Below are 23,364 nucleotides of genomic sequence, written 5' to 3' on the forward strand. Positions count from 1 at the left end.
CAGTGAAGTTCGTAAAGTATTTATTAATCCTTGCAGTATGTTGCATCCTGCTGGGAGCAGGCTCGATTTATGGCCTCTATCGCTATATTGAGCCGCAATTACCTGACGTCGCGACGCTCAAAGATGTGCGTTTACAGATCCCGATGCAGGTTTACAGCGCTGATGGCGAGCTTATCGCGCAATATGGCGAGAAACGTCGAATCCCGGTCACCCTGGATCAGATGCCGCCGGTAATGGTTAAAGCCTTTATCGCTACCGAAGACAGTCGTTTTTATGAGCACCACGGGGTAGACCCGGTGGGGATCTTCCGTGCTGCCAGCGTCGCGCTATTCTCCGGCCATGCATCGCAAGGGGCCAGCACCATTACCCAACAGTTGGCGAGAAACTTCTTCCTGAGCCCGGAACGTACGCTGATGCGTAAGATCAAAGAAGTGTTCCTGGCGATCCGCATTGAACAACTGCTGAGTAAAGATGAGATCCTCGAACTGTATCTGAACAAGATTTACCTGGGGTATCGCGCTTATGGCGTAGGTGCTGCCGCGCAGGTCTATTTCGGTAAGACGGTTGATCAGCTCAGCTTAAGTGAAATTGCGGTGATTGCCGGTCTGCCAAAAGCGCCGTCAACCTTCAACCCCCTCTATTCGATGGAAAGGGCTACCGCGCGACGTAATGTCGTACTGTCGCGTATGTTGAGCGAAAACTACATCACGCAGGCCCAGTACGATCAGGCGCGTGGCGAAGCCATTGACGCCAACTACCACGCGCCGGAAATCGCCTTCTCCGCGCCGTATCTCTCTGAGATGGTGCGCCAGGAGATGTATAACCGTTATGGCGAGAAAGCCTATGAGGACGGGTATCGCATCACCACCACCATTACGCGCAAAGTACAGCAGGCTGCTCAGCAGGCAGTACGTAACAACGTGATGGATTACGACATGCGCCACGGTTACCGCGGCCCGTCGAACGTGCTGTGGAAAGTGGGCGAAAGCAGTTGGGACAGCAAGAAAATCACCGATACGCTGAAAGCGCTACCGACTTATGGTCCCCTGCTACCGGCGGTTGTTACCAGCGCCAATCCGCAGGAAGCCATTGCCGCGCTGGCGGATGGTACGTCAGTGTCATTACGGATGGATGGCATGCGCTGGGCGCGTCCTTACCGCTCGGATACCCAGCAAGGCCCGACGCCGCGCAAAGTGACTGATGTGGTGCAAACCGGGCAGCAAATCTGGGTACGCCAGGTTGGCGATTCCTGGTGGCTGGCGCAAGTACCGGACGTCAACTCCGCACTGGTCTCCATCAATCCGCAAAACGGCGCGGTGCTGGCGCTGGTCGGTGGTTTTGACTTCAACCAGAGCAAGTTTAACCGTGCAACCCAGGCGTTACGCCAGGTGGGTTCCAACATCAAACCATTCCTGTATACCGCCGCGATGGATAAAGGTCTGACGCTGGCGAGCATGCTCAACGACGTGCCGATCTCCCGCTGGGATGCCGGCGCGGGTTCCGACTGGCAGCCGAAGAACTCACCGCCGCAATACGCCGGTCCTATCCGCTTACGTCAGGGGCTGGGTCAGTCGAAAAACGTGGTGATGGTACGCGCCATGCGCGCGATGGGCGTGGATTACGCGGCAGAGTATCTGCAACGTTTCGGCTTCCCGGCACAGAACATTGTGCACACCGAGTCGCTGGCGCTGGGTTCTGCCTCGTTCACGCCGTTGCAGGTGGCGCGCGGTTATGCAGTGATGTCTAACGGCGGCTTCCTGGTCGATCCGTATTTCATCAGTAAAATCGAAAGCGATATGGGCGGCGTTATCTTCGAGGCGAAGCCGAAAATTGCCTGTCCGGAATGCGATATTCCGGTGATTTATGGTGATACCCAGAAATCTAACGTGCTGGAAAACAGTAACGTCGAAGATGTCGCCGTCTCGCAGGAACAGCAGAATGCCTCCGTGCCTATGCCTCAGCTTGAGCAGGCAAACCAGGCGCTGGTCGCGCAAAGCGGAACGCAGGAGTACGCTCCACACGTGATCAACACGCCGCTGGCCTTCCTGATTAAAAGCGCCCTGAATACCAATATCTTTGGTGAGCCGGGCTGGATGGGAACCGGTTGGCGTGCAGGTCGCGATTTACAGCGCCATGATATCGGCGGGAAAACCGGGACCACCAACAGCTCTAAAGATGCATGGTTCTCCGGCTACGGGCCAGGCGTGGTGACGTCGGTATGGATCGGGTTTGATGACCATCGCCGCAATCTCGGACACACGACGGCTTCTGGGGCGATCAAAGACCAGATCTCCGGCTACGAAGGCGGCGCAAAGAGCGCACAGCCTGCCTGGGATGCCTATATGAAGTCCGTGCTGGAAGGCGTGCCTGAGCAGCCGCTGACGCCGCCGCCGGGTATCGTGACGGTCAATATCGATCGCAGCACCGGTCAACTGGCAAGCGGTGGCAACAGCCGCGCAGAATACTTCATTGAAGGCACTCAGCCGACGCAACAGGCGGTGCATGAGGTGGGGACGACCATTATCGATAATGGTGAGACACACGAACTGTTCTGATCCCTGACCGTTCAAAAAAAGGCGCTTCGGCGCCTTTTTTATTATTCGTGAAGAGAAATTAAAGCCGCCCTTGTCCTTTCAGCCATTCGCGCACGAGGAACAGCGCACTCACATTACGCGCTTCGTGAAAATCAGGATCTTCCAGCAGGTCCATCATATGCGCCAGCGGCCAGCGCACCTGCGGTAATGGTTCAGGCTCATCACCTTCCAGCGATTCAGGATATAAGTCCTCCGCCACCACGATGTTCATTTTGCTGGAGAAATAGGACGGCGCCATGCTGAGTTTCTTTAAAAACGTCAGATCTTTTGCGCCAAACCCCACCTCTTCTTTCAGCTCCCGATTCGCCGCTTCATACACGCTTTCGCCAGGATCGATTAACCCCTTGGAAAAACCCAGTTCGTAAGATTCGGTCCCGACGGCGTATTCGCGGATGAGGATCAGGTGGTCGTCCACAATCGGCACAATCATTACCGCTTCACGCGTGGACGGGCGCATACGTTCATAAACGCGGCGTACGCCATTGCTGAACTCAAGGTCCACGCTTTCGACTTTAAACAGCCGGGATTGGGCGACGGTTTCCACTTTCAAAATCGTGGGTTTCTGTAATGATTTGCTCATTGTGAGGATCTTTGCTGTGAAATCTGGGGTTATTGTGCGATATACCGCACGGTTTCGGCAATGTGAATTGCCGTTTATTTACATTTATGTAACGTACTAAAAGTTAATCCCTATTTCAAATTAAAAGTCAATAGGTTGAAATAACTCCAGGAATTTGCTGATATTCCATTTTTAGTGATTTTGCTATGATTCGCATTTACTGGGCTGTACTTAAAGATGCTCAAGTTCGACTCCACACTTGCCGATAGCCAACCACAGAATCACGAATATTGAACAGGGTGCGACTGACCACGCCTGACAGACTAAGTAAGATGGGGAAAGCATGAGCACCATTCTGATTTTTTTAGCTGCTTTGCTGGCCTGCTCATTGCTTGCAGGATGGCTACTCAGAACGAAATCCAGACGGAAAAATTTACCCTTGAGCAACGTCTTCTCAGACGCCTCGAAGCGTAAACTCACGCCTGAAGAGCGCAGTGCAGTCGAAAACTATCTCGAAAGCCTTAGTCAAATTCAACAGGTACCTGGTCCAACGGGCGCCAGCTCCGCGCCGGTGTCATTAACGCTGAATGCCCAAAGTAATAGCGTCATCGTACTTACGCACGCGATTACACGTTACGGCATTACTACCGACGATCCTAACAAATGGCGTTACTATCTTGATTCCGTTGAGGTACATCTTCCCCCTTTCTGGGAACAATACATCAATGACGAAAACAGCGTTGAGCTAATCCACACCAATACGATACCGCTAGTTATCTCCCTGAACGGCCATACGCTGCAGGAATATATGCAGGAAGCGCGTGGCTATGCGTTACAGCACACCGCCTCTACCCAGGCGTCCATTCGCGGTGAAGAAAGCGAGCAGATTGAACTGCTGAATATTCGCCAGGAAACCCATGAAGAATATGCGCTCAGCCGCCCATCGGGATTGCGCGAGGCGTTACTGATTGCTGCATCGTTCCTGCTGTTCTTTTTCTGTTTGATAATCCCGGATACGTTTGTTCCGTGGACAGTTGGTAGCGCGGTGCTGCTACTGGCTGCGGGTCTGTGGGGGCTGTTTGCCCCACCGTCTAAAACCGCCCTGCGGGAAATTCATTGTCTGCGCGGTACGCCGCGTCGCTGGGGGCTGTTTGGCGAAAACGACCAGGAGCAAATTAATAATATCTCGCTAGGTATTATTGATCTGATTTATCCACCGCACTGGCAGCCTTACATCGCACAAGATCTTGGCCAGCAAACGGATATCGATATTTATCTCGATCGCCACGTTGTTCGCCAGGGACGTTTTTTATCGCTGCATGACGAAGTCAAAAACTTCCCGTTACAGCACTGGCTGCGCAACGCCGTCATCGCGGGCGGCTCGTTGCTGGTGCTGCTGATGCTGCTGTTTTGGATCCCGCTGGATATGCCGATAAAGCTTACGCTTTCCTGGATGAAGGGCGCACAAACTATCGAAGCCACCAGCGTTAAACAGCTTGAAAACGCGGGCGTTCGCGTGGGTGACACGCTGCATCTGAGCGGTACGGGTATGTGTAACATTCATACCCAGGGGAGCTGGAATGCGCAGCCTTCCGCGCCGTTTATGCCTTTCGATTGCACGCAAATTATCTGGAATGACGCGCGCGCATTACCGCTGCCTGAGTCCGATCTGGTGAATAAAGCCACCGCGCTCACGCAGGCGGTAAACCGCCAACTGCACCCCAAAGCGGATGATGACTCTCGCGTCAGCGCATCGTTACGCTCGGCAATCCAAAAGTCCGGAATGGTGTTACTGGACGATTTTGGCGAGATCGTCCTGAAAACGGCTGATCTGTGCGCGGCCAAAGATGAATGTGTACGTTTAAAAAATGCACTGGTTAACCTTGGTAACAGTAAAGACTGGACGGCACTGGTGAAACGGGCGAACGCAGGCAAACTGGATGGCGTGAACGTGCTGCTGCGTCCGGTAAGCGCGGAGTCGTTGGATAATCTGGTGAATACCTCTACGGCGCCGTTTATTTCACGCGAGACTGCGCGAGCGGCCCAGACGCTGAATAGCCCAGCCCCTGGCGGTTTCCTGATTATCAGCGACGAAGGCAGCGATCTGGTCGATCAGCCGTGGCCGACAACCTCGCTATATGACTATCCCCCACAGGAACAGTGGAACGCCTTCCAGCGTCTGGCGCAGATGCTGATGCAGACGCCGTTTCGCGCGGAGGGGATCGTCACCAATATCTCGACCGACGCCAATGGCACCCAGCACATTGGCCTGCACCGTATCCCGGATCGTTCAGGATTATGGCGCTACCTTGGCACGACGCTGCTGATGTTCTCCATGCTCGGATGCGCTGTCTACAACAGTATACAGGCTTTCAGACGCTACCAGCGTCACCGCTCCCGCATCACGGAAATTCAGAGCTACTACGAAAGCTGCCTGAATCCAACGCTGATTGACAACCCTGAAAGCCTGATTCGATAACACGCTCGCGCGACAGGATATGCTACCCTGTCGCGCATCATGTTTTCTTCTGGGGAGTTTCCATGCAGATCAATATTGCCTGGCAGGATGTCGATACCGTGTTGTTAGATATGGACGGCACGCTGCTCGACCTGGCATTCGATAACTATTTCTGGCAAAAACTGGTGCCGGAAACCTATGGCGCGAAACAGGGTATCTCTCCCCAGGAAGCCCAGGACTATATTCGTCAGCAGTATCATGCCGTGCAGCATACGCTAAACTGGTACTGCCTGGATTACTGGAGCGAATGCCTGGATCTTGATATTTGCGCCATGACAACGGAACAGGGACCGCGCGCCGTTTTGCGTGAAGATACCGTACCGTTTCTTGATGCCTTAAAAGTCAGCGGCAAGCGCCGTATTTTGCTCACCAACGCGCATCCCCATAACCTGGCGGTGAAGTTGGAGCATACCGGTCTGGCCTCACACCTTGATTTATTACTTTCCACCCACACATTTGGTTATCCCAAAGAGGATCAGCGGTTATGGCACGCTGTGGCTGAAGAAACGGGAATGAGTGCAGAGAAGACGCTGTTTATTGACGACAGCGAACCCATTCTCGACGCCGCTGCTCTGTACGGTATTCGTTACTGCCTCGGCGTGACCAATCCCGACTCAGGCATCGCGGAAAAACAGTACGCACGCCATCCGTCACTGAATGACTACCGCCGACTGATCCCCTCACTGATGTGAAGGAGACGCCATGAAAGAAAAGCCCTCTGCTGAAGTCAGGCTGGATAAATGGCTGTGGGCTGCACGCTTTTACAAAACGCGTGCGCTAGCCCGCGAAATGGTTGAAGGCGGTAAGGTGCATTACAACGGCCAGCGCAGCAAACCGAGCAAGATTGTCGAGCTGAACGCCACCCTCACCCTGCGCCAGGGAAATGACGAGCGAACGGTCATTATCAAGGCTATTACCGAGCAGCGTCGCCCGGCCACGGAAGCCGTTACGCTGTATGAAGAAACCGCGGAAAGCGTAGAAAAACGCGAAAAAGTGGCGCTGGCGCGTAAACTTAACGCGTTAACCATGCCGCACCCGGACAGGCGACCGGACAAGAAAGAGCGCCGCGACCTGTTACGATTTAAACATGGCGACAGCGAGTGACTGTCACCTGCAAGAGAGATGATTATGCCGCAACATGACCAATTACATCGTTATCTGTTTGAAAACTTTGCCGTGCGCGGCGAGCTGGTGACCGTTTCGGAAACCCTGCAACAGATCCTCGAAAATCATACTTACCCGCAGCCGGTCAAGAACGTGCTGGCTGAACTGCTGGTCGCCACCAGCCTGCTCACCGCCACGCTGAAGTTTGCCGGTGATATCACCGTACAGCTGCAGGGCGATGGTCCGCTGAGCCTGGCCGTCATTAACGGCAACAACAATCAGCAGATGCGCGGCGTGGCCCGTATGCAGGGCGATATCCCTGAAGGCGCTGATCTCAAAACGCTGGTAGGTAACGGCTACCTGGTGATCACCATTACCCCAGAAGAAGGCGAGCGCTATCAGGGCGTGGTTGGTCTGGAAGGCGACACGCTGGCCGCCTGTCTGGAAGATTACTTCATGCGTTCTGAACAGCTGCCGACACGTCTGTTTATCCGTACTGGCGACGTCGATGGCAAACCCGCTGCTGGCGGGATGCTTCTGCAGGTAATGCCGGCGCAAAACGCGCAGGCAGATGATTTCGATCACCTGACAGCCCTGACCGAAACCATCAAAACTGAAGAGCTGTTAACGCTCCCGGCCAACGAAGTGCTATGGCGCTTGTACCACGAAGAAGAGGTTACTCTCTACGATCCGCAGGACGTTGAGTTCAAATGCACCTGTTCACGCGAACGCTGCGCTGGCGCACTGAAAACGCTGCCGGACGAAGAAGTGGACAGCATTCTGGCGGAAGAAGGCGAGATCGATATGCACTGCGATTACTGCGGGAGCCACTATCTGTTTAATGCCATGGACATTGCTGAGATCCGCAGCAACGCTTCCCCGGCGGACCCGCAGGTACATTAATCACCACTGCCTATCCGGCCCACAATCGTCGACCGGATAGGCGTTCGCACCGCCATCCATCAAAACGCTATCCGCAACACGCTCACTCGTTGTAATAATTCATCGGCAATCGGGTGCCATCAATAGTGATATCACGCCAAACTCTGGGGGCTGAATCCAGTTGATGATTCGCCACCGCCTGCAGCAGTTTATCCTTATTAAATCCTGCAGGTAGCTGACCTGATGCGATGAGTTCCCATTTATCCTCTTTCCTGGCAAAGACCAGACTCTCACCATCGCCAAAAGCATACAGCACCTGCTCAGGCTTACCATCAGCATTGAGGTCCTGATCGACCAGGACGCATGCATCCTGCTCAACGCAGGATGTAATGCGGTAGCTCTGCCCTTTGACAAACGCCCAGAAGGTCTCATCGGGTTGCCTGCTACCTGGAGCAATCATCACTTTCGGCGCTAGTTGAGTGGTAGTCAGGTTCTGAATGGGATCGCGACGTCCTTGCAGCAGAGAATTTAAGTCGCGCCGGCGCTTACTGTCTTGGTTAAACGCCGCATCTTTTTGTAATGCCTCCAACGCCGCACGTCCCGGTTTTCCGCTATTACTCAACATATACAGGCTGACCTGATCCGGCTTAATTTTCCCGCTGTGATACCGCCCCATATGGCTGTTGACGCTGATGCGCCAGGCATCAATAACCGGCGACGACAGCAAAATCAACAGCCCCAACGCCAGCAACGAAACGCTAAGAATCACCTTCCCCTGAAGCTCAAGCGGATTGCGCCCACGGCGTAAAATACTCGCCAGATAGCCAAACGACCAGAGCAGCAGCACGCAGACCACCAGCACGCCATATAAGCGCTCGGGCGTCCAACCGTACTGTTGAATTCGCACCCACAGTGACCAACCGGCAATCAGCATATAGATGGGCGCGACAACCAGGGCGCATTTGATCAGGTAGCGTAACGCGACCGGATAGGGAAGCGCCTCTTTCTGCGGCTCGCGAACGATAGCCATCAACAGCAGCAGGAGCAGCGCCAGCGTTGACATCAACCCGGCCGCAGACACCCGCTGCGAGATAGCCTCCAGGCCGGTGAAGGGCAAGGTCAGCACAAACATCAGCGCCAGCAGCGCGACCAGGGGTAACAGACCGGTGGCGATCAAAGTCAGTAACTTTTGGACCGCCGCAACCAGACGCGACTGCGTGCGGGTCAGTACCACCGCCAGTGCGGTAACCAGGCCAAAGGCCACGTAGCCAAACCAGTCGGTATCAAAGAAAAGCGTGTCGAAGAAGGTAATACCAACGAGCTTAAACATCTCGCTCCATAGCAGGAGCACCATCCAGAACAGACCGTTGGCGACAAAGACAATCAGTAACGTCAGCGCGTTAAGCCACAAACTCGTATAAAACTGCGCATAGCGCGCCTGCTGGCGGGATGCGTGGAGCGAGTACTGAATCCATGGCAATGCCAGCATCGCCATCAGCAGTAAGCGCCAGCCGTACAACATAAAAATATCATTTTGCCGCCACTTATCGCTGCCCTCGACTTGCCACTTTAGCCAGACGCTCATCGCCAGCACGACAACAAAGATCAGCGCCATCCAGTACCACAGCGCACGTTGTTTGAAAGAGACAACGGTGAGTAAAAGCGCCGAGGAGAGAGCAATTGTCGCGGGCATGCCATAGAACAGCCAGCCGTCATTATGCGGCACCAGATATGTCATCAGCAGGTAGCACAATATCCCCTGTAACAGGCCGATAGATATCATGCCCCAGCGAGTAGTACGTGAAAGTTCAACACTATCCATGTCGTCACCCAGAATGAAGAGAAAAGGTAATTATCGCATCAACTTCACAATTTTGAGCATTGATAGGCCGATCCCGGACCACTGCGGCGGGAAGTGAATCGATATTGTTTATGTATGAGTTACGTTATTTTCTTACGTGAATGCGATTACACTCACAAGTTTCCCGCCAAAAACACTCTCTATTAACGTTTTAAGAACATTTTCCACAACAAAAAAGGGTTTCCTGCCATAATATCCGCCTCTTTGTGACAGGAGTCGCAGCGCATTCGGTTATCCGTGATTTTCCCGGATGCGTAAATCTATGAGCCTTGTCGCGGTTAGCAATCCCTAAAAAACCTTACTATTCCAGGTAATACATATTGGCTAAGGAGCAGTGAAATGCGTGTGAACAACAGTTTAACCCCGCAAGATCTCAAGGCTTATGGTATCAATGACGTTCAGGATATCGTTTACAATCCAGACTACGACACGCTTTTCCAGGAGGAACTTGATCCAAACCTGGAAGGTTATGAGCGTGGCGTGTTAACAAACCTGGGCGCCGTTGCCGTTGATACCGGTATCTTTACCGGACGTTCGCCAAAGGATAAGTATATTGTCCGTGACGACACCACGCGCGACACGCTCTGGTGGTCCGACAAAGGTAAAGGTAAGAACGACAACAAACCGCTCTCCCCGGAAACCTGGCAGCATCTGAAAGGATTAGTCACCCAGCAGCTTTCCGGTAAGCGTCTGTTTATCATTGATGCATTCTGCGGCGCTAACGCCGATACCCGCCTTTCCGTACGCTTCATTACCGAAGTAGCCTGGCAGGCGCATTTTGTTAAAAACATGTTCATCCGCCCAAGCGACGAAGAGCTGGTTGATTTCAAACCTGATTTCATCGTGATGAACGGCGCTAAATGCACTAACCCGCAGTGGAAAGAGCAGGGTCTGAACTCCGAAAACTTCGTGGCTTTCAACCTGACTGAGCGTATCCAGTTGATTGGTGGCACCTGGTACGGCGGCGAAATGAAGAAAGGTATGTTCTCCGTAATGAACTACCTGCTGCCGCTGAAAGGCATTGCCTCCATGCACTGCTCGGCAAACGTCGGGGAAAAAGGTGATGTGGCAGTCTTCTTTGGCCTGTCCGGTACGGGTAAAACAACGCTGTCCACCGATCCGAAACGCCGCCTGATTGGCGATGACGAACACGGCTGGGATGACGACGGCGTGTTTAACTTTGAAGGCGGTTGCTACGCGAAGACCATCAAACTGTCTAAAGATGCCGAGCCGGAAATCTACAACGCAATCCGTCGTGACGCGCTGCTGGAAAACGTCACCGTGCGCGCAGATGGTTCCATCGACTTCGACGACGGTTCCAAAACCGAAAACACCCGCGTGTCCTACCCGATTTATCACATCGATAACATCGTTAAGCCGGTGTCAAAAGCGGGTCACGCCACTAAAGTGATCTTCCTGACCGCCGATGCGTTTGGCGTGCTGCCGCCGGTCTCTCGTCTGACGGCAGACCAAACCCAGTACCACTTCCTGTCTGGCTTCACCGCCAAACTGGCCGGTACCGAACGTGGCGTCACCGAACCAACCCCAACCTTCTCAGCCTGCTTTGGCGCAGCATTCCTGTCACTGCACCCAACGCAGTACGCAGAAGTACTGGTGAAACGTATGCAGGCGGCAGGTGCGCAGGCATATCTGGTTAACACCGGCTGGAACGGTACCGGCAAGCGTATCTCTATCAAAGATACCCGCGCGATTATCGACGCTATCCTGAACGGTTCGCTGGATGACGCAGAAACGTTCCGTCTGCCGATGTTTGACCTGGCTATCCCAACCGAGCTGCCGGGCGTGGATACTCGCATTCTCGATCCGCGTAATACCTATGCTTCTCCGGAGCAGTGGCAGGAAAAAGCCAACGCACTGGCGAAACTGTTTATCGAGAACTTCGAGAAATACACCGATACCCCTGCGGGTGAAGCGCTGGTTAGCGCCGGACCGAAGCTGTAACGAAGAGTGCCGGATGGCGGTTTCGCCTTATCCGGCCTACAGCAACAAAAAGGGAGGCATTTCGCCTCCCTTTCTTATGCGTCTTTCGTGATGCCCTGCGCGCGAGTGAAGGGAACCGGAAGCCAGGCGCGGATCGACAACCCTCCTCGTTCACTGGTGCCAATTTCCAGCATACCGTTATGGTTATCGATAATACGCTGCACAATCGCCAGACCCAGGCCCGTGCCGCTGGTACTACGCGCGCTGTCGCCGCGGACAAACGGCTGGAACAGGTGTTTACGCTGCTCCGGCTTGATGCCCGGACCATCATCTTCTACCTGGAACCAGGCGCGATGCGTCTCCGTACCGCTGCTGACCTTAATCCAGCCGTTGCCGTAACGGGCGGCGTTAACCACCATATTGGCAACCGCACGCTTGATCGACAGCGGGTGCATTTTCACCTGAATGCTGCCCGGCAGCAGCGCAGTTTCGATTTCACGTTCATAGCCGCTTTCCGCTGCGACCACTTCGCCTAACACCGAGTTCAGATCCGCCATCTCCATCGGCATCTCCTGACCGGTACGCAGATAATCGATGAACTGCTCGATAATGGCATTACACTCTTCGATGTCCTTATTGATGGATTCCGCGAGATAACCATCCTCTTCGCCCATCATTTCGGTCGCCAGACGAATACGCGTCAGCGGAGTACGTAAATCGTGGCTCACGCCCGCCATTAACAGCGTACGGTCATCGGCCAGTTGCTTCACACCCGCGGCCATATGGTTAAAGGCTCGGGTAACGGAGCGCACCTCTGAAGCGCCATACTCACGCAGCGGCGGCGGAATGATACCTTTCCCCACCTGCAGCGCCGCATGTTCAAGATCCACCAGCGGTCGGTTCTGGATACGGATAAACAGCCACGCACCACCGATAGCCAACAGCATAATCGCCAGCGTATAGCGGAACAGCGGTGAGAAATCGCCCTGATGGATCTCCGTCAGCGGCACGCGTACCCAGATATTGGGCGACAGCCAGGTTTTCAGCCATACGACCGGCGAGCTTTTGTTCACCTCAACGCGGACTTCCGTCGGACCGCCCAGCTGCTGCGCCATCTGATGGCTTAAGAATTCATAGTGTTGCGCCCAACGCAGTCCAGCTTCTTCAGCGGCCTCGTTGGAATAGAGGGAAATACCCAGCTCACGATAAATTTCCCGGCGGAATGCGGGCGGCACCACCAGTTGCGTACCGTCCTCCAGCTGCAGTTTATCGGTCATCAGCATACGAACTTCGTAGGCCAGGACCTTATTAAACTGCTGGAGGCTCGGCAGTATCGCGAAGTTCAGCACTACCAGGTAAGTTGTCACCAGGCTGGCAAACAGCAAGGTGACGATGAGCAATAACGTGCGGGCAAACGAACTTCGTGGCGAGAAGCGCATTCGCCTCATGCTTTAGAACCGTCCGGAACAAAGACGTAGCCGAGACCCCACACGGTCTGAATATAGCGCGGATGCGCCGGGTCCTCTTCCACCATACGACGCAGGCGAGAAATCTGGACGTCGATAGAACGCTCCATCGCCGAATATTCACGACCACGGGCCAGGTTCATCAGCTTGTCGCGGGACAGCGGCTCGCGCGGGTGGCTTACCAGCGCTTTCAGTACCGCAAATTCCCCACTGGTGAGCGGCATTGGCTCATCTTCACGGAACATTTCACGCGTACCGAGGTTCAGTTTAAACTTACCAAAAGCAATGACCGCTTCTTCCTGAGAAGGCGCGCCCGGCAGTTCGTTCGCCTGACGACGCAGTACAGCGCGAATACGCGCCAGCAGTTCTCGCGGGTTAAACGGTTTCGGAATGTAATCGTCAGCGCCAATTTCCAGTCCAACGATACGATCGACTTCTTCACCCTTCGCCGTGACCATAATGATCGGCATCGGGTTGCTTTGACTGCGCAGGCGACGGCAAATAGACAGGCCATCTTCTCCCGGCAGCATTAAATCCAGAACCATCAGGTGAAAGGACTCACGGGTCAGCAGACGATCCATCTGCTCAGCGTTAGCGACGCTTCGAACCTGGAAGCCCTGCTCGGTCAGATAACGCTCCAGAAGCGCACGCAAGCGCATGTCGTCATCGACCACCAGAATCTTATAGTTCTCTTGCATTGTTATTACTCCCAAAGGTTCGCAACAATTAAGTGTATATTCTTAAGAAAGCTAACGTGAGTCACCAGCGAATTCTGGTATGAATTCCAGGCTAAATTGTTACAAAGCATATTAAACAGCAGCTTAAGTATACAATGTTTCTCGCAATACATTATTTATTCTGTTGATATGCTCGCGTAATACTAATTGTGCGCATCATCACAGAGTCGAAGGTAAAACAATAAGATGAAAACGCCCCTGATAACCCGCGAAGGGTATGAAAAACTCAAACAAGAGCTGAATTACCTCTGGCGTGAAGAGCGCCCGGAAGTCACCAAAAAGGTTACCTGGGCCGCAAGTCTGGGTGACCGCAGCGAAAATGCCGACTACCAGTATAATAAAAAGCGTCTGCGTGAGATCGACCGCCGTGTCCGTTATTTGACCAAGTGCATGGAGAATTTGAAAATCGTCGATTACTCCCCGCAGCAAGAGGGCAAAGTCTTCTTTGGCGCGTGGGTCGAGATTGAAAATGACGATGGCGACATCCGTAAATTCCGTATTGTCGGCTACGATGAGATCTTCGGTCGTAAAGATTACATTTCTATCGACTCACCGATGGCGCGGGCGCTGCTGAAAAAAGAGGTCGGCGATCTCGCGATAGTCAACACCCCTGGTGGTGAAGCCAGTTGGTACGTGAACGAGATTGAATACGTTAAGTGAGACCGGAACAATCCGAAGCCCCGGTAGATGACTGGCATTTTTGCCAGTCAATCCGTATAACTATCCCCTGATTTTTTATCCTATAGACGAAGCTATCCATGATGAATGATTCTTTCTGCCGCATTATCGCAGGTGAAATTCAGGCTCGTGCTGAACAGGTAGAAGCTGCCGTTCGCCTGCTTGACGAAGGGAACACCGTGCCGTTTATCGCACGTTATCGTAAGGAAATCACCGGCGGTCTGGACGATACGCAACTGCGTAATCTGGAGACCCGTCTGGGATATCTGCGTGAACTGGAAGACCGCCGTCAGGCAATCCTGAAATCTATCGGCGAGCAAGGCAAACTGACCGACGATTTGGCGAACGCGATCAACGGCACGTTAAGTAAGACCGAACTCGAAGATCTCTATCTGCCGTACAAACCTAAGCGCCGCACCCGTGGGCAGATAGCCATTGAGGCCGGACTGGAGCCGCTGGCAGATCTGCTGTGGAACGAACCGTCCCATGACCCGGAAACCGAAGCTGCAAAATATCTCAACGCCGAAAACGGCGTGGCCGATACCAAAGCCGCCCTCGATGGCGCACGCTACATTCTGATGGAGCGCTTCGCCGAAGACGCTGCGCTGCTGGCAAAAGTGCGTGATTATTTGTGGAAAAACGCCCATCTGGTTGCTGCCGTGGTTAGTGGTAAAGAAGAGGAAGGCGCTAAGTTCCGCGACTACTTCGATCACCACGAACCTATTTCTACCGTTCCATCCCACCGTGCGCTGGCCATGTTCCGTGGTCGTAACGAAGGCGTGTTGCAGCTTTCACTAAATGCCGATCCGCAATTCGACGAGCCGCCAAAAGAGAGCCACGGCGAGCAGATTATCCAGGATCACCTGGGACTGCGCCTGAACAACGCCCCCGCTGACAGCTGGCGTAAAGGCGTTGTTAGCTGGACGTGGCGCATCAAAGTGCTGATGCACCTTGAAACTGAGCTGATGGGTACCGTGCGTGAACGTGCGGAAGATGAAGCAATCAACGTCTTTGCCCGTAACCTGCATGACCTGCTGATGGCCGCCCCGGCCGGGCTGCGCGCCACAATGGGTCTCGATCCGGGTCTGCGTACCGGTGTAAAAGTGGCGGTGGTTGACAGTACCGGCAAGCTGGTCGCGACCGACACTATTTATCCGCATACCGGCCAGGCAGCCAAAGCCGCCGTTGCCGTGGCGGCGTTGTGTGAAAAATACAACGTTGAGCTGGTCGCGATTGGTAACGGCACGGCGTCGCGCGAAACCGAGCGTTTCTTCCTCGACGTACAGAAGCAGTTCCCGAAAGTGACCGCGCAGAAAGTGATTGTCAGCGAAGCCGGGGCATCGGTTTACTCTGCTTCCGAGCTGGCGGCGCTGGAGTTCCCTGATCTCGATGTTTCGCTGCGTGGCGCGGTGTCTATCGCCCGTCGTTTGCAGGATCCGTTGGCGGAGCTGGTGAAAATCGATCCGAAATCTATCGGCGTGGGCCAGTATCAGCACGATGTAAGCCAGACGCAGCTGGCGCGCAAGCTGGATGCGGTGGTGGAAGACTGCGTGAACGCCGTCGGCGTCGATCTGAATACCGCTTCCGTGCCGCTGCTGACCCGCGTTGCTGGCCTGACGCGCATGATGGCGCAAAACATCGTCGCCTGGCGCGATGAGAACGGTCAGTTTCAGAACCGTCAGCAACTGCTAAAAGTTAGCCGCCTGGGGCCAAAAGCCTTTGAACAGTGCGCGGGCTTCCTGCGTATCAACCATGGCGATAACCCACTGGATGCATCTACCGTTCACCCGGAAGCTTATCCGATTGTGGAACGCATTCTGGCCACAACCGAGCAATCGCTGCGTGACCTGATGGGCAACAGCAACGAACTGCGCAATCTGAAAGCAGCCGATTTTACCGACGAACGCTTCGGGGTGCCGACCGTCACCGACATCATCAAAGAGCTGGAAAAACCGGGCCGCGACCCGCGTCCTGAATTTAAAACCGCGCAGTTTGCTGATGGCGTAGAAACCATGAACGATCTGCTGCCGGGAATGATTCTGGAAGGGGCAGTCACTAACGTCACGAACTTCGGCGCGTTTGTTGATATTGGCGTTCATCAGGATGGTCTGGTGCATATCTCTTCATTGTCGAATAAGTTCGTCGAAGATCCACACACCGTGGTGAAAGCGGGCGACATTGTGAAAGTGAAAGTGCTGGAAGTTGACCTGCAACGTAAGCGTATCGCACTGACCATGCGTCTGGACGAGCAGCCAGGTGAAACCAATGCGCGTCGCGGCGGCGGGAATAACGATCGCACTCAAAGCAATCGCCCGGCGCCAAAAGCCGCGAAACCTCGTGGTCGTGACGCACAGCCTGCGGGTAACAGCGCCATGATGGATGCGCTGGCGGCGGCAATGGGTAAAAAACGCTAGTATGGCTTTTGTGCCGGATGGGGGTGTAACCTCCTTATCCGGCTGACTTGTCGCAATTAATTTGTAAGCCGGATAACACGCGTGAGCGTCGCCATCCGGCATATTTAGTCTATTTCCCGCTTTCCACCGCCATATATTTATCACTTCATTAACAGATGAAACCTTAATTAAACATTAAGATCCTCACTAATTATTTCCGTGAATCATTCGTTCTCAACCAGAATAAATATTGAGGAATATCAAAATTGGCGCAAATTATTATCCAATTGTACATTCCGTCACATTTATTCTATTGATGATAGAAACCATTCTCATTATCATTGATCTGTTGATTATTTACTCTTTCCTTACGTTGGCTAATCATCTGGCCTCATGCCGCCTTGCCGCCCCATGAGGTAATCATCCAGTTAGCGAGATATAAGTAGGTCCCTATGCAATTCACTCCTGACAGTGCGTGGAAAATTACCGGTTTTGCCCGTGAAATCAGCCCGGCTTATCGTCAGAAACTGTTGTCACTTGGCATGCTACCCGGCTCCTCTTTCAACGTGGTACGCGTCGCCCCACTCGGCGATCCTATCCATATCGAAACGCGTCGCGTAAGTCTGGTATTGCGTAAGAAAGATCTGGCGTTATTAGAAGTGGAAGCGGTTTCCTGTTAATACAGTGAGTCTATAAAAATGAAAAAACTAACCATTGGTTTAATTGGCAATCCTAATTCCGGCAAGACTACTTTATTCAACCAGCTTACCGGCGCACGCCAGCGTGTAGGCAACTGGGCTGGCGTTACCGTTGAGCGTAAAGAAGGTCATTTCGCAACGACGGACCACCAGGTCACACTGGTTGATTTACCCGGCACCTATTCTCTGACGACAATCTCATCCCAGACCTCTCTCGATGAGCAGATCGCCTGTCACTATATTTTAAGCGGCGACGCGGATCTCTTGATCAACGTGGTCGATGCTTCAAACCTTGAACGCAACCTCTACCTGACGTTGCAACTGCTTGAGCTGGGCATCCCCTGCATCGTCGCGTTGAATATGCTGGATATTGCCGAGAAGCAGCAAATCCGTATTGATATCGATGCCCTCTCCGCTCGCCTTGGCTGCCCGGTGGTTCCGCTGGTATCCACCCGCGCCCGCGGCATTGAAGCGCTAAAGCTGGCGATCGATCGCTACAAAGAAAACGACACCGTCGAGCTGGTTCATTATGCCCAGCCGCTGCTGCAGGAAGCGGATTCCCTCGCCGATGCGATGGCCAAAGATATGCCGTTAAAACAGCGCCGCTGGCTGGGCCTGCAGATGCTGGAAGGCGATATCTACAGTCGGGCCTACGCGGGTGATGCCGCGCAAAACCTTGATGCCGCCATTGCACGTCTGAGCGAGACAATGGACGATCCGGCACTGCATATCGCCGATGCGCGCTATCAGTGCATTGCCGCTATCTGCGATACCGTCAGCAACACCCTGACGGCAGAGCCGAGCCGCTTCACCACCGCAGTAGATAAAATCGTCCTCAACCGCTTCCTCGGGCTGCCGATTTTCCTGTTCGTGATGTACCTGATGTTCCTGCTCGCCATCAACATTGGCGGCGCGCTGCAACCGTTGTTTGACGTCGGCTCCGTAGCGCTCTTTATCCATGGTATTCAGTGGATTGGCTACACGCTGCACTTCCCGGACTGGCTCACTATCTTTTTGGCGCAAGGTCTTGGCGGCGGGATTAACACCGTGCTGCCACTGGTACCGCAAATCGGCATGATGTACCTGTTCCTCTCCTTCCTTGAAGACTCAGGTTACATGGCGCGCGCCGCGTTTGTAATGGACCGTCTGATGCAGGCGCTGGGACTGCCGGGCAAATCGTTTGTCCCGCTGATCGTCGGCTTTGGCTGTAACGTACCGTCAGTGATGGGCGCACGTACGCTGGACGCCCCGCGTGAACGTCTGATGACTATCATGATGGCGCCGTTTATGTCTTGTGGCGCTCGCCTGGCGATTTTCGCCGTCTTTGCCGCAGCGTTCTTTGGTCAGAACGGTGCGCTGGCGGTCTTCTCACTGTACGTACTGGGTATCGTTATGGCGGTATTGACCGGTCTGATGCTCAAACACACCATCATGCGTGGCGAAGCAACGCCGTTCGTGATGGAGCTGCCGGTGTACCACGTGCCGCACATTAAGAGTCTGATTATTCAGACCTGGCAACGCCTGAAAGGCTTCGTTCTGCGTGCGGGTAAAGTCATCATCATCGTCAGCATTTTCCTCAGCGCGTTTAACAGTTTCTCGCTGAGCGGAAAAATCGTCGACAACATCAACGACTCTGCTCTGGCTTCCGTCAGCCGCGTAATCACGCCGGTCTTCAAGCCGATTGGCGTTCACGAAGATAACTGGCAGGCAACCGTAGGTCTGTTCACCGGCGCGATGGCGAAAGAAGTGGTTGTCGGTACGCTGAACACGCTCTATACCGCAGAAAACATTCAGGAAGAAGAGTTCAACCCGGCAGATTTCCACCTCGGTGACGAGCTGCTCGGCGCGGTAGATGAGACCTGGCAAAGCCTGAAAGACACCTTCAGCCTGAGCGTACTGGCTAACCCTATTGAAGCCAGCAAGGGCGACGGTGAAATGGCTACGGGTGCAATGGGCGTGATGGGCGAAAAATTTGGCAGCGCTGCCGCCGCTTACAGCTACCTGATTTTCGTGCTGCTGTATGTGCCGTGTATTTCGGTAATGGGCGCTATTGCACGTGAATCCAGCCGTGGCTGGATGAGCTTCTCGATTCTGTGGGGCCTGAACATCGCCTACTCTCTGTCGACGCTGTTTTATCAGGCGGTCAGCTACAAAGAGCACCCGACCTACAGCCTGGTGTGCATTTTAGCTGTCATCCTGTTTAACATTGTGTTGCTGGGCCTGCTGCGTCGAGCTCGCAGTCGCGTGGATCTCGCACTGCTGGCGACCAACAGGACGGCAAGCTCCTGCTGTTCCAGCACCACTGGCGACTGCCACTAAGGTTATCGACAATGGCATCGCTTATTCAGGTTCGTGATTTATTGGCTTTGCGGGGACGCATGGAGGCAACTCAGATTAGCCACACGCTGCACACCCCGCAGCCCATGATTGACGCCATGCTGAATCAGTTAGAAAAGATGGGCAAAGCGGTGCGGATTCAGGAAGATGCCGACGGGTGTCTTTCCGGAAGCTGCAAGAGTTGTCCGGAAGGTAAAGCCTGCCTGCGCGAGTGGTGGGCTTTGCGCTAGTTCGATGCCGGATGGCGCTACGCTTCCGGTCTAAAAATGACTGCAAACGTCCTGGCCGGATAAAGCGTTTATGCTGATATCCGGCTTTTTACGTAATGGATTCCACAAAGATGTCTCTGTTTCAGCAAAGCAGATCTATCCTCCAGCCTGGCGCGCATCGTGATCAACTCATGAATGATTACTGGCGACCAGGGAAGTAGAGTCTCGTCATCTTGTTTCTCAGGTGACGGATCGCCATGAATACTGACACGACTGCTACACCGCATGACGCGATTTTTAAAACGTTCTTAAACCACCCTGCTACCGCACGCGACTTTCTTCGGCTCCACCTTCCAGCCTCTTTGCAAAAACTGTGCGATCTGAAAACGCTACAACTGGAATCGGGCAGCTTTATTGAGGACGATTTGCGCACGTACTATTCCGATGTGCTGTGGTCATTAAAAACCCGCGAAGGCGATGGCTATATTTACACCATCATTGAGCATCAGAGCACCGCCGATGCCCATATGGCATTTCGGCTGATGCGTTATGCCATTGCGGTCATGCATCGTCATTTGGCTGCAGGTCACAAGAAACTCCCGCTGGTGATACCCATGCTTTTTTATCATGGCGCGGCAAGCCCATACCCCTACTCACTCTGCTGGCTGGACGAATTTGACGACCCAAAGGCCGCCAGACAACTTTATACCTCAGCGTTTCCACTGATCGATATCACCGTGGTTCCTGATGACGAGATCATGCAGCATCGCCGGATGGCGCTGTTGGAACTCATCCAAAAACATATTCGTAAACGCGATTTGATGGGGCTGGTAGAAAAACTGGCCATCCTGATTATTAAAGGACACGCTAATGACAGCCAGTTGAAAGCCTTGTTTAATTATCTAATGCAGGTCGGGGACACCGCACATTTTACCGAGTTTCTTCATGAGGTCGCCGAACGTTTACCCCAACATAAGGAAAAGTTGATGACTATCGCCGAAAGATTACGACAAGAAGGGCATCTTAATGGTCTTCAGGAAGGTCATATGAAAGGGTTACAAGAGGGATTACAAACGGGCTTGCAACAAGGTAAACGAGAGGAAGCTTTACGTATTGCATCAACCCTGCAGGCTGATGGTATCGACCCGCTGACCATCTTCAGAATTACCGGCCTGACCGCTGAGGATCTGGCTACGCGCAGCCATTAATCTCAAGCCCGGTAAGCGCGGCTCTACCGGGCAACACAACAGATTTATAGGCGTTTTTTTAACGCCACCAGCGCTGCGCAGAACTCTGCAGGATGCGAGATAAACGGAGCATGCGCCGCTTTAGCAAATATCAACGACTCGCTATGCGGCCACAGGGCATCGAGCATTGGGACCACTTTGCGCGGAACCAGTCCATCGAGATAGCCGTACAACCGCAGAAAAGGCATGTCCACAGCGCACAGAGGCTCACGCAGATCGACCGTTTTCAGGATCTCCAGTCCGCCATTGAGCACCTCGACCTTCGGCATGGGTAACGCCAGCACTGTTTTCTTCAGTGCCCGCGCATCCTGACGCGCGGTGTCCGTGCCCATCGTCTGCAACGCCAGAAAACGTTCCACCGTACGCTGGAAATCTTCGCTCAACTGCTGCTGGAAACCTGCCAGCACTTCTGGCTTGATACCCGGCCACTCGTCGCGCGCGCTAAAGCAAGGGGAAGACGCCACGGTCACCAGCGCCTGAACACGTTCAGGATGGGTTAACGCCACCTGGCTTGCGACCAACCCGCCCAGACTCCAGCCGAGCCAGATGGCTTTCTCCGGTGCCTGTTTTACTACCCGCTCAGCCATCTCTTCCAGCGACATTGCGCCGAACCCCTGGCTGCGACCAAATCCCGGTAAGTCGACAAGATGCAGCGTGAAATGCGAACTCAATTCCTCGCTTATGCAATGCCACACTTGCGCATTCAGTCCCCATCCGTGCAGCAGCACAAGATGGCAATTTCCCGAACCCTGGGTCTGCCACCAGATGTCATTCATCAGTTATTGTTCTCTTTTAGCCTGAAAGGATGCTTCTATGCTAACAGTACCGGGATTGTGCTGGCTATGCCGAATGCCCCTGACGTTAGGGCATTGGGGGATCTGTTCAGTCTGCACACGGGCAACGCATCAGCACGTCAGCCGGTGCCCTCAATGTGGACTCCCTGCCGCGCATACCGTCGTTCCCTGCGGGCGCTGTCTGCAAAAACCACCGCCGTGGCAGCGACTGGTTACCGTCAGCGACTATGCTCCGCCGTTGAGCGGGCTTATCCACCAGCTCAAGTTTTCCCGACGTGGCGAAATGGCCCCCGCTCTTTCACGCTTGCTGTTGCTGGAGGTATTACAGGCCCGGCGCGTCAGCGGTCTTCCTCTGCCGGACAGGCTCGTCAGCGTCCCGCTCTGGCAACGTCGGCACTGGCGCAGAGGGTTTAATCAGAGCGACTTACTGTGTCGTCCCCTGGCACGCTGGCTAGACTGCGACTGGGACAGCCGGGCCATCACGCGGGTTCGGGCAACCGCCACACAGCACCATCTCAGCGCCCGATTACGTAAACGTAACCTGAAAAACGCCTTTCGCCTTGAATTGCCAGTGCAGGGACTCCATATGGTCATTGTGGATGATGTCGTCACTACCGGAAGTACGGTCGCGGAAATCGCGCAGCTGCTTTTACGCAACGGCGCGGCGACTGTCCAGGTATGGTGCCTGTGTCGAACCTTGTAGAGCCTCGATGATGGGCGTATTATAACCAAGTAAAATAGTCAACTATTAGGCCATTACTATGATCCATATTTCCGATGCTGCACAAGCGCACTTTGCCAAACTGCTGGCAAATCAGGAAGAAGGGACACAAATCCGCGTATTTGTGATTAATCCCGGCACGCCTAACGCTGAATGCGGCGTTTCTTATTGTCCGCCGGACGCCGTGGAAGCAACCGACACCGCCATTAAATTTGACCTGCTGACCGCATATGTTGATGAACTGAGTGCACCGTATCTGGAAGATGCAGAAATCGATTTCGTTACCGACCAGTTAGGCTCCCAGCTGACCCTGAAAGCACCAAACGCCAAAATGCGTAAAGTTGCCGATGATGCGCCGCTGATGGAACGCGTGGAGTACATGCTGCAATCGCAGATCAACCCACAGCTGGCAGGTCACGGTGGTCGCGTCTCTCTGATGGAAATCACCGATGAAGGCTACGCTATTCTGCAGTTTGGCGGCGGATGTAACGGCTGTTCAATGGTAGATGTAACGCTGAAAGAAGGTATCGAGAAGCAGCTGCTGGCTGAATTCCCTGAACTGAAAGGCGTTCGCGATTTAACCGAACACCAGCGCGGCGAGCACTCTTACTACTAACGCCTCAAC

The 23,364-nt window shown here is 53.9% G+C and carries 19 protein-coding genes; 14 read left to right on the forward strand and 5 right to left on the reverse strand.

Annotated elements, in window-relative coordinates; translation table 11 throughout:
• Window positions 1-2 precede the first annotated feature (2 nt).
• Window positions 3-2,555, forward strand: coding sequence for a peptidoglycan glycosyltransferase/peptidoglycan DD-transpeptidase MrcA (gene mrcA, locus ABIE10_RS17970; protein WP_181220928.1), 2,553 nt, complete (start codon window positions 3-5; stop codon window positions 2,553-2,555).
• Between the two features lie 58 nt (window positions 2,556-2,613).
• Here mrcA and nudE read toward each other — a convergent pair whose 3' ends face one another.
• A complete protein-coding gene (nudE, locus tag ABIE10_RS17975; RefSeq protein WP_016157636.1) occupies window positions 2,614-3,174 on the reverse strand; it encodes an ADP compounds hydrolase NudE in 561 nt (186 codons plus the stop codon).
• Window positions 3,175-3,496: 322 nt separating this feature from the next.
• On the opposite strand from nudE, the gene igaA reads away from it, so the two are divergent.
• The 4 genes from igaA (at window position 3,497) to hslO (ending at window position 7,678) form a co-directional block, all read left to right on the forward strand.
• Complete coding sequence (igaA, locus tag ABIE10_RS17980; RefSeq protein WP_279265449.1) at window positions 3,497-5,632, forward strand: intracellular growth attenuator protein IgaA; 2,136 nt, start codon at window positions 3,497-3,499, stop codon at window positions 5,630-5,632.
• Window positions 5,633-5,694: 62 nt separating this feature from the next.
• A complete protein-coding gene (yrfG, locus tag ABIE10_RS17985; protein WP_429156482.1) occupies window positions 5,695-6,363 on the forward strand; it encodes a GMP/IMP nucleotidase in 669 nt (222 codons plus the stop codon).
• Window positions 6,364-6,373: 10 nt separating this feature from the next.
• Window positions 6,374-6,775 carry a ribosome-associated heat shock protein Hsp15 gene (hslR, locus tag ABIE10_RS17990; protein ID WP_016157639.1) on the forward strand — a complete coding sequence of 134 codons (402 nt, stop codon included), beginning with the start codon at window positions 6,374-6,376 and terminating at the stop codon, window positions 6,773-6,775.
• A 24-nt stretch (window positions 6,776-6,799) separates the two neighbouring features.
• Window positions 6,800-7,678: an Hsp33 family molecular chaperone HslO gene (gene hslO, locus ABIE10_RS17995; protein ID WP_016157640.1), complete on the forward strand. Its 879-nt coding sequence runs from the start codon at window positions 6,800-6,802 to the stop codon at window positions 7,676-7,678.
• 82 nt (window positions 7,679-7,760) lie between these two features.
• On the opposite strand, the gene ABIE10_RS18000 is transcribed toward hslO, so the two are convergent.
• Window positions 7,761-9,479, reverse strand: a complete 1,719-nt coding sequence (locus tag ABIE10_RS18000) for a DUF4153 domain-containing protein (RefSeq protein WP_141875801.1) — start codon at window positions 9,477-9,479, stop codon at window positions 7,761-7,763.
• Between the two features lie 378 nt (window positions 9,480-9,857).
• Here ABIE10_RS18000 and pckA point away from each other — a divergent pair, with 378 nt between their 5' ends.
• Window positions 9,858-11,480, forward strand: coding sequence for a phosphoenolpyruvate carboxykinase (ATP) (pckA, locus tag ABIE10_RS18005; RefSeq protein ID WP_016154801.1), 1,623 nt, complete (start codon window positions 9,858-9,860; stop codon window positions 11,478-11,480).
• Window positions 11,481-11,554: 74 nt separating this feature from the next.
• Here the strand turns inward: pckA and envZ are convergent, their stop codons facing one another.
• Together envZ and ompR are read right to left on the reverse strand one after the other, a co-directional pair.
• Window positions 11,555-12,907: a two-component system sensor histidine kinase EnvZ gene (gene envZ / locus ABIE10_RS18010; protein WP_029139732.1), complete on the reverse strand. Its 1,353-nt coding sequence runs from the start codon at window positions 12,905-12,907 to the stop codon at window positions 11,555-11,557.
• Window positions 12,904-13,623 carry a two-component system response regulator OmpR gene (gene ompR / locus ABIE10_RS18015; RefSeq protein WP_001157751.1) on the reverse strand — a complete coding sequence of 240 codons (720 nt, stop codon included), beginning with the start codon at window positions 13,621-13,623 and terminating at the stop codon, window positions 12,904-12,906. Before ompR ends, envZ begins: the two co-directional genes overlap by 4 nt.
• A gap of 225 nt (window positions 13,624-13,848) precedes the next feature.
• Here ompR and greB point away from each other — a divergent pair, with 225 nt between their 5' ends.
• The 6 genes from greB (at window position 13,849) to ABIE10_RS18045 (ending at window position 21,185) form a co-directional block, all read left to right on the forward strand.
• On the forward strand, window positions 13,849-14,322 hold the full coding sequence (gene greB / locus ABIE10_RS18020; RefSeq protein ID WP_016154802.1) for a transcription elongation factor GreB: 474 nt from the start codon (window positions 13,849-13,851) through the stop codon (window positions 14,320-14,322).
• 98 nt (window positions 14,323-14,420) lie between these two features.
• The gene (locus ABIE10_RS18025; RefSeq protein ID WP_429156485.1) at window positions 14,421-16,754 is read left to right on the forward strand and encodes a Tex family protein; all 2,334 of its coding nucleotides are present in this window, start codon (window positions 14,421-14,423) and stop codon (window positions 16,752-16,754) included.
• 431 nt (window positions 16,755-17,185) lie between these two features.
• Window positions 17,186-17,413 carry a ferrous iron transporter A gene (gene feoA / locus ABIE10_RS18030; RefSeq protein WP_003023519.1) on the forward strand — a complete coding sequence of 76 codons (228 nt, stop codon included), beginning with the start codon at window positions 17,186-17,188 and terminating at the stop codon, window positions 17,411-17,413.
• Window positions 17,414-17,431: 18 nt separating this feature from the next.
• Entirely contained in the window at window positions 17,432-19,750 is a 2,319-nt protein-coding gene (gene feoB / locus ABIE10_RS18035; RefSeq protein WP_016157644.1) for a Fe(2+) transporter permease subunit FeoB, read from the forward strand.
• An 11-nt stretch (window positions 19,751-19,761) separates the two neighbouring features.
• On the forward strand, window positions 19,762-19,998 hold the full coding sequence (gene feoC / locus ABIE10_RS18040; protein WP_003023516.1) for a [Fe-S]-dependent transcriptional repressor FeoC: 237 nt from the start codon (window positions 19,762-19,764) through the stop codon (window positions 19,996-19,998).
• 236 nt (window positions 19,999-20,234) lie between these two features.
• Complete coding sequence (locus ABIE10_RS18045; protein ID WP_429156488.1) at window positions 20,235-21,185, forward strand: Rpn family recombination-promoting nuclease/putative transposase; 951 nt, start codon at window positions 20,235-20,237, stop codon at window positions 21,183-21,185.
• Between the two features lie 44 nt (window positions 21,186-21,229).
• Here ABIE10_RS18045 and bioH read toward each other — a convergent pair whose 3' ends face one another.
• Window positions 21,230-22,000 (reverse strand): pimeloyl-ACP methyl ester esterase BioH, encoded by a 771-nt coding sequence (bioH, locus tag ABIE10_RS18050; RefSeq protein ID WP_016157646.1) that lies wholly within the window; start codon window positions 21,998-22,000, stop codon window positions 21,230-21,232.
• A 37-nt stretch (window positions 22,001-22,037) separates the two neighbouring features.
• On the opposite strand from bioH, the gene gntX reads away from it, so the two are divergent.
• Together gntX and nfuA are read left to right on the forward strand one after the other, a co-directional pair.
• The gene (gntX, locus tag ABIE10_RS18055) at window positions 22,038-22,721 is read left to right on the forward strand and encodes a DNA utilization protein GntX (RefSeq protein ID WP_016157647.1); all 684 of its coding nucleotides are present in this window, start codon (window positions 22,038-22,040) and stop codon (window positions 22,719-22,721) included.
• 58 nt (window positions 22,722-22,779) lie between these two features.
• A complete protein-coding gene (gene nfuA / locus ABIE10_RS18060) occupies window positions 22,780-23,355 on the forward strand; it encodes a Fe-S biogenesis protein NfuA (RefSeq protein WP_003023509.1) in 576 nt (191 codons plus the stop codon).
• The last annotated feature ends 9 nt before the right edge of the window (window positions 23,356-23,364 follow it).

The sequence above is a fragment of the Citrobacter sp. 506 genome (assembly GCF_050434985.1).
GTDB classification, from domain to species: Bacteria; Pseudomonadota; Gammaproteobacteria; order Enterobacterales; family Enterobacteriaceae; genus Citrobacter; species Citrobacter braakii.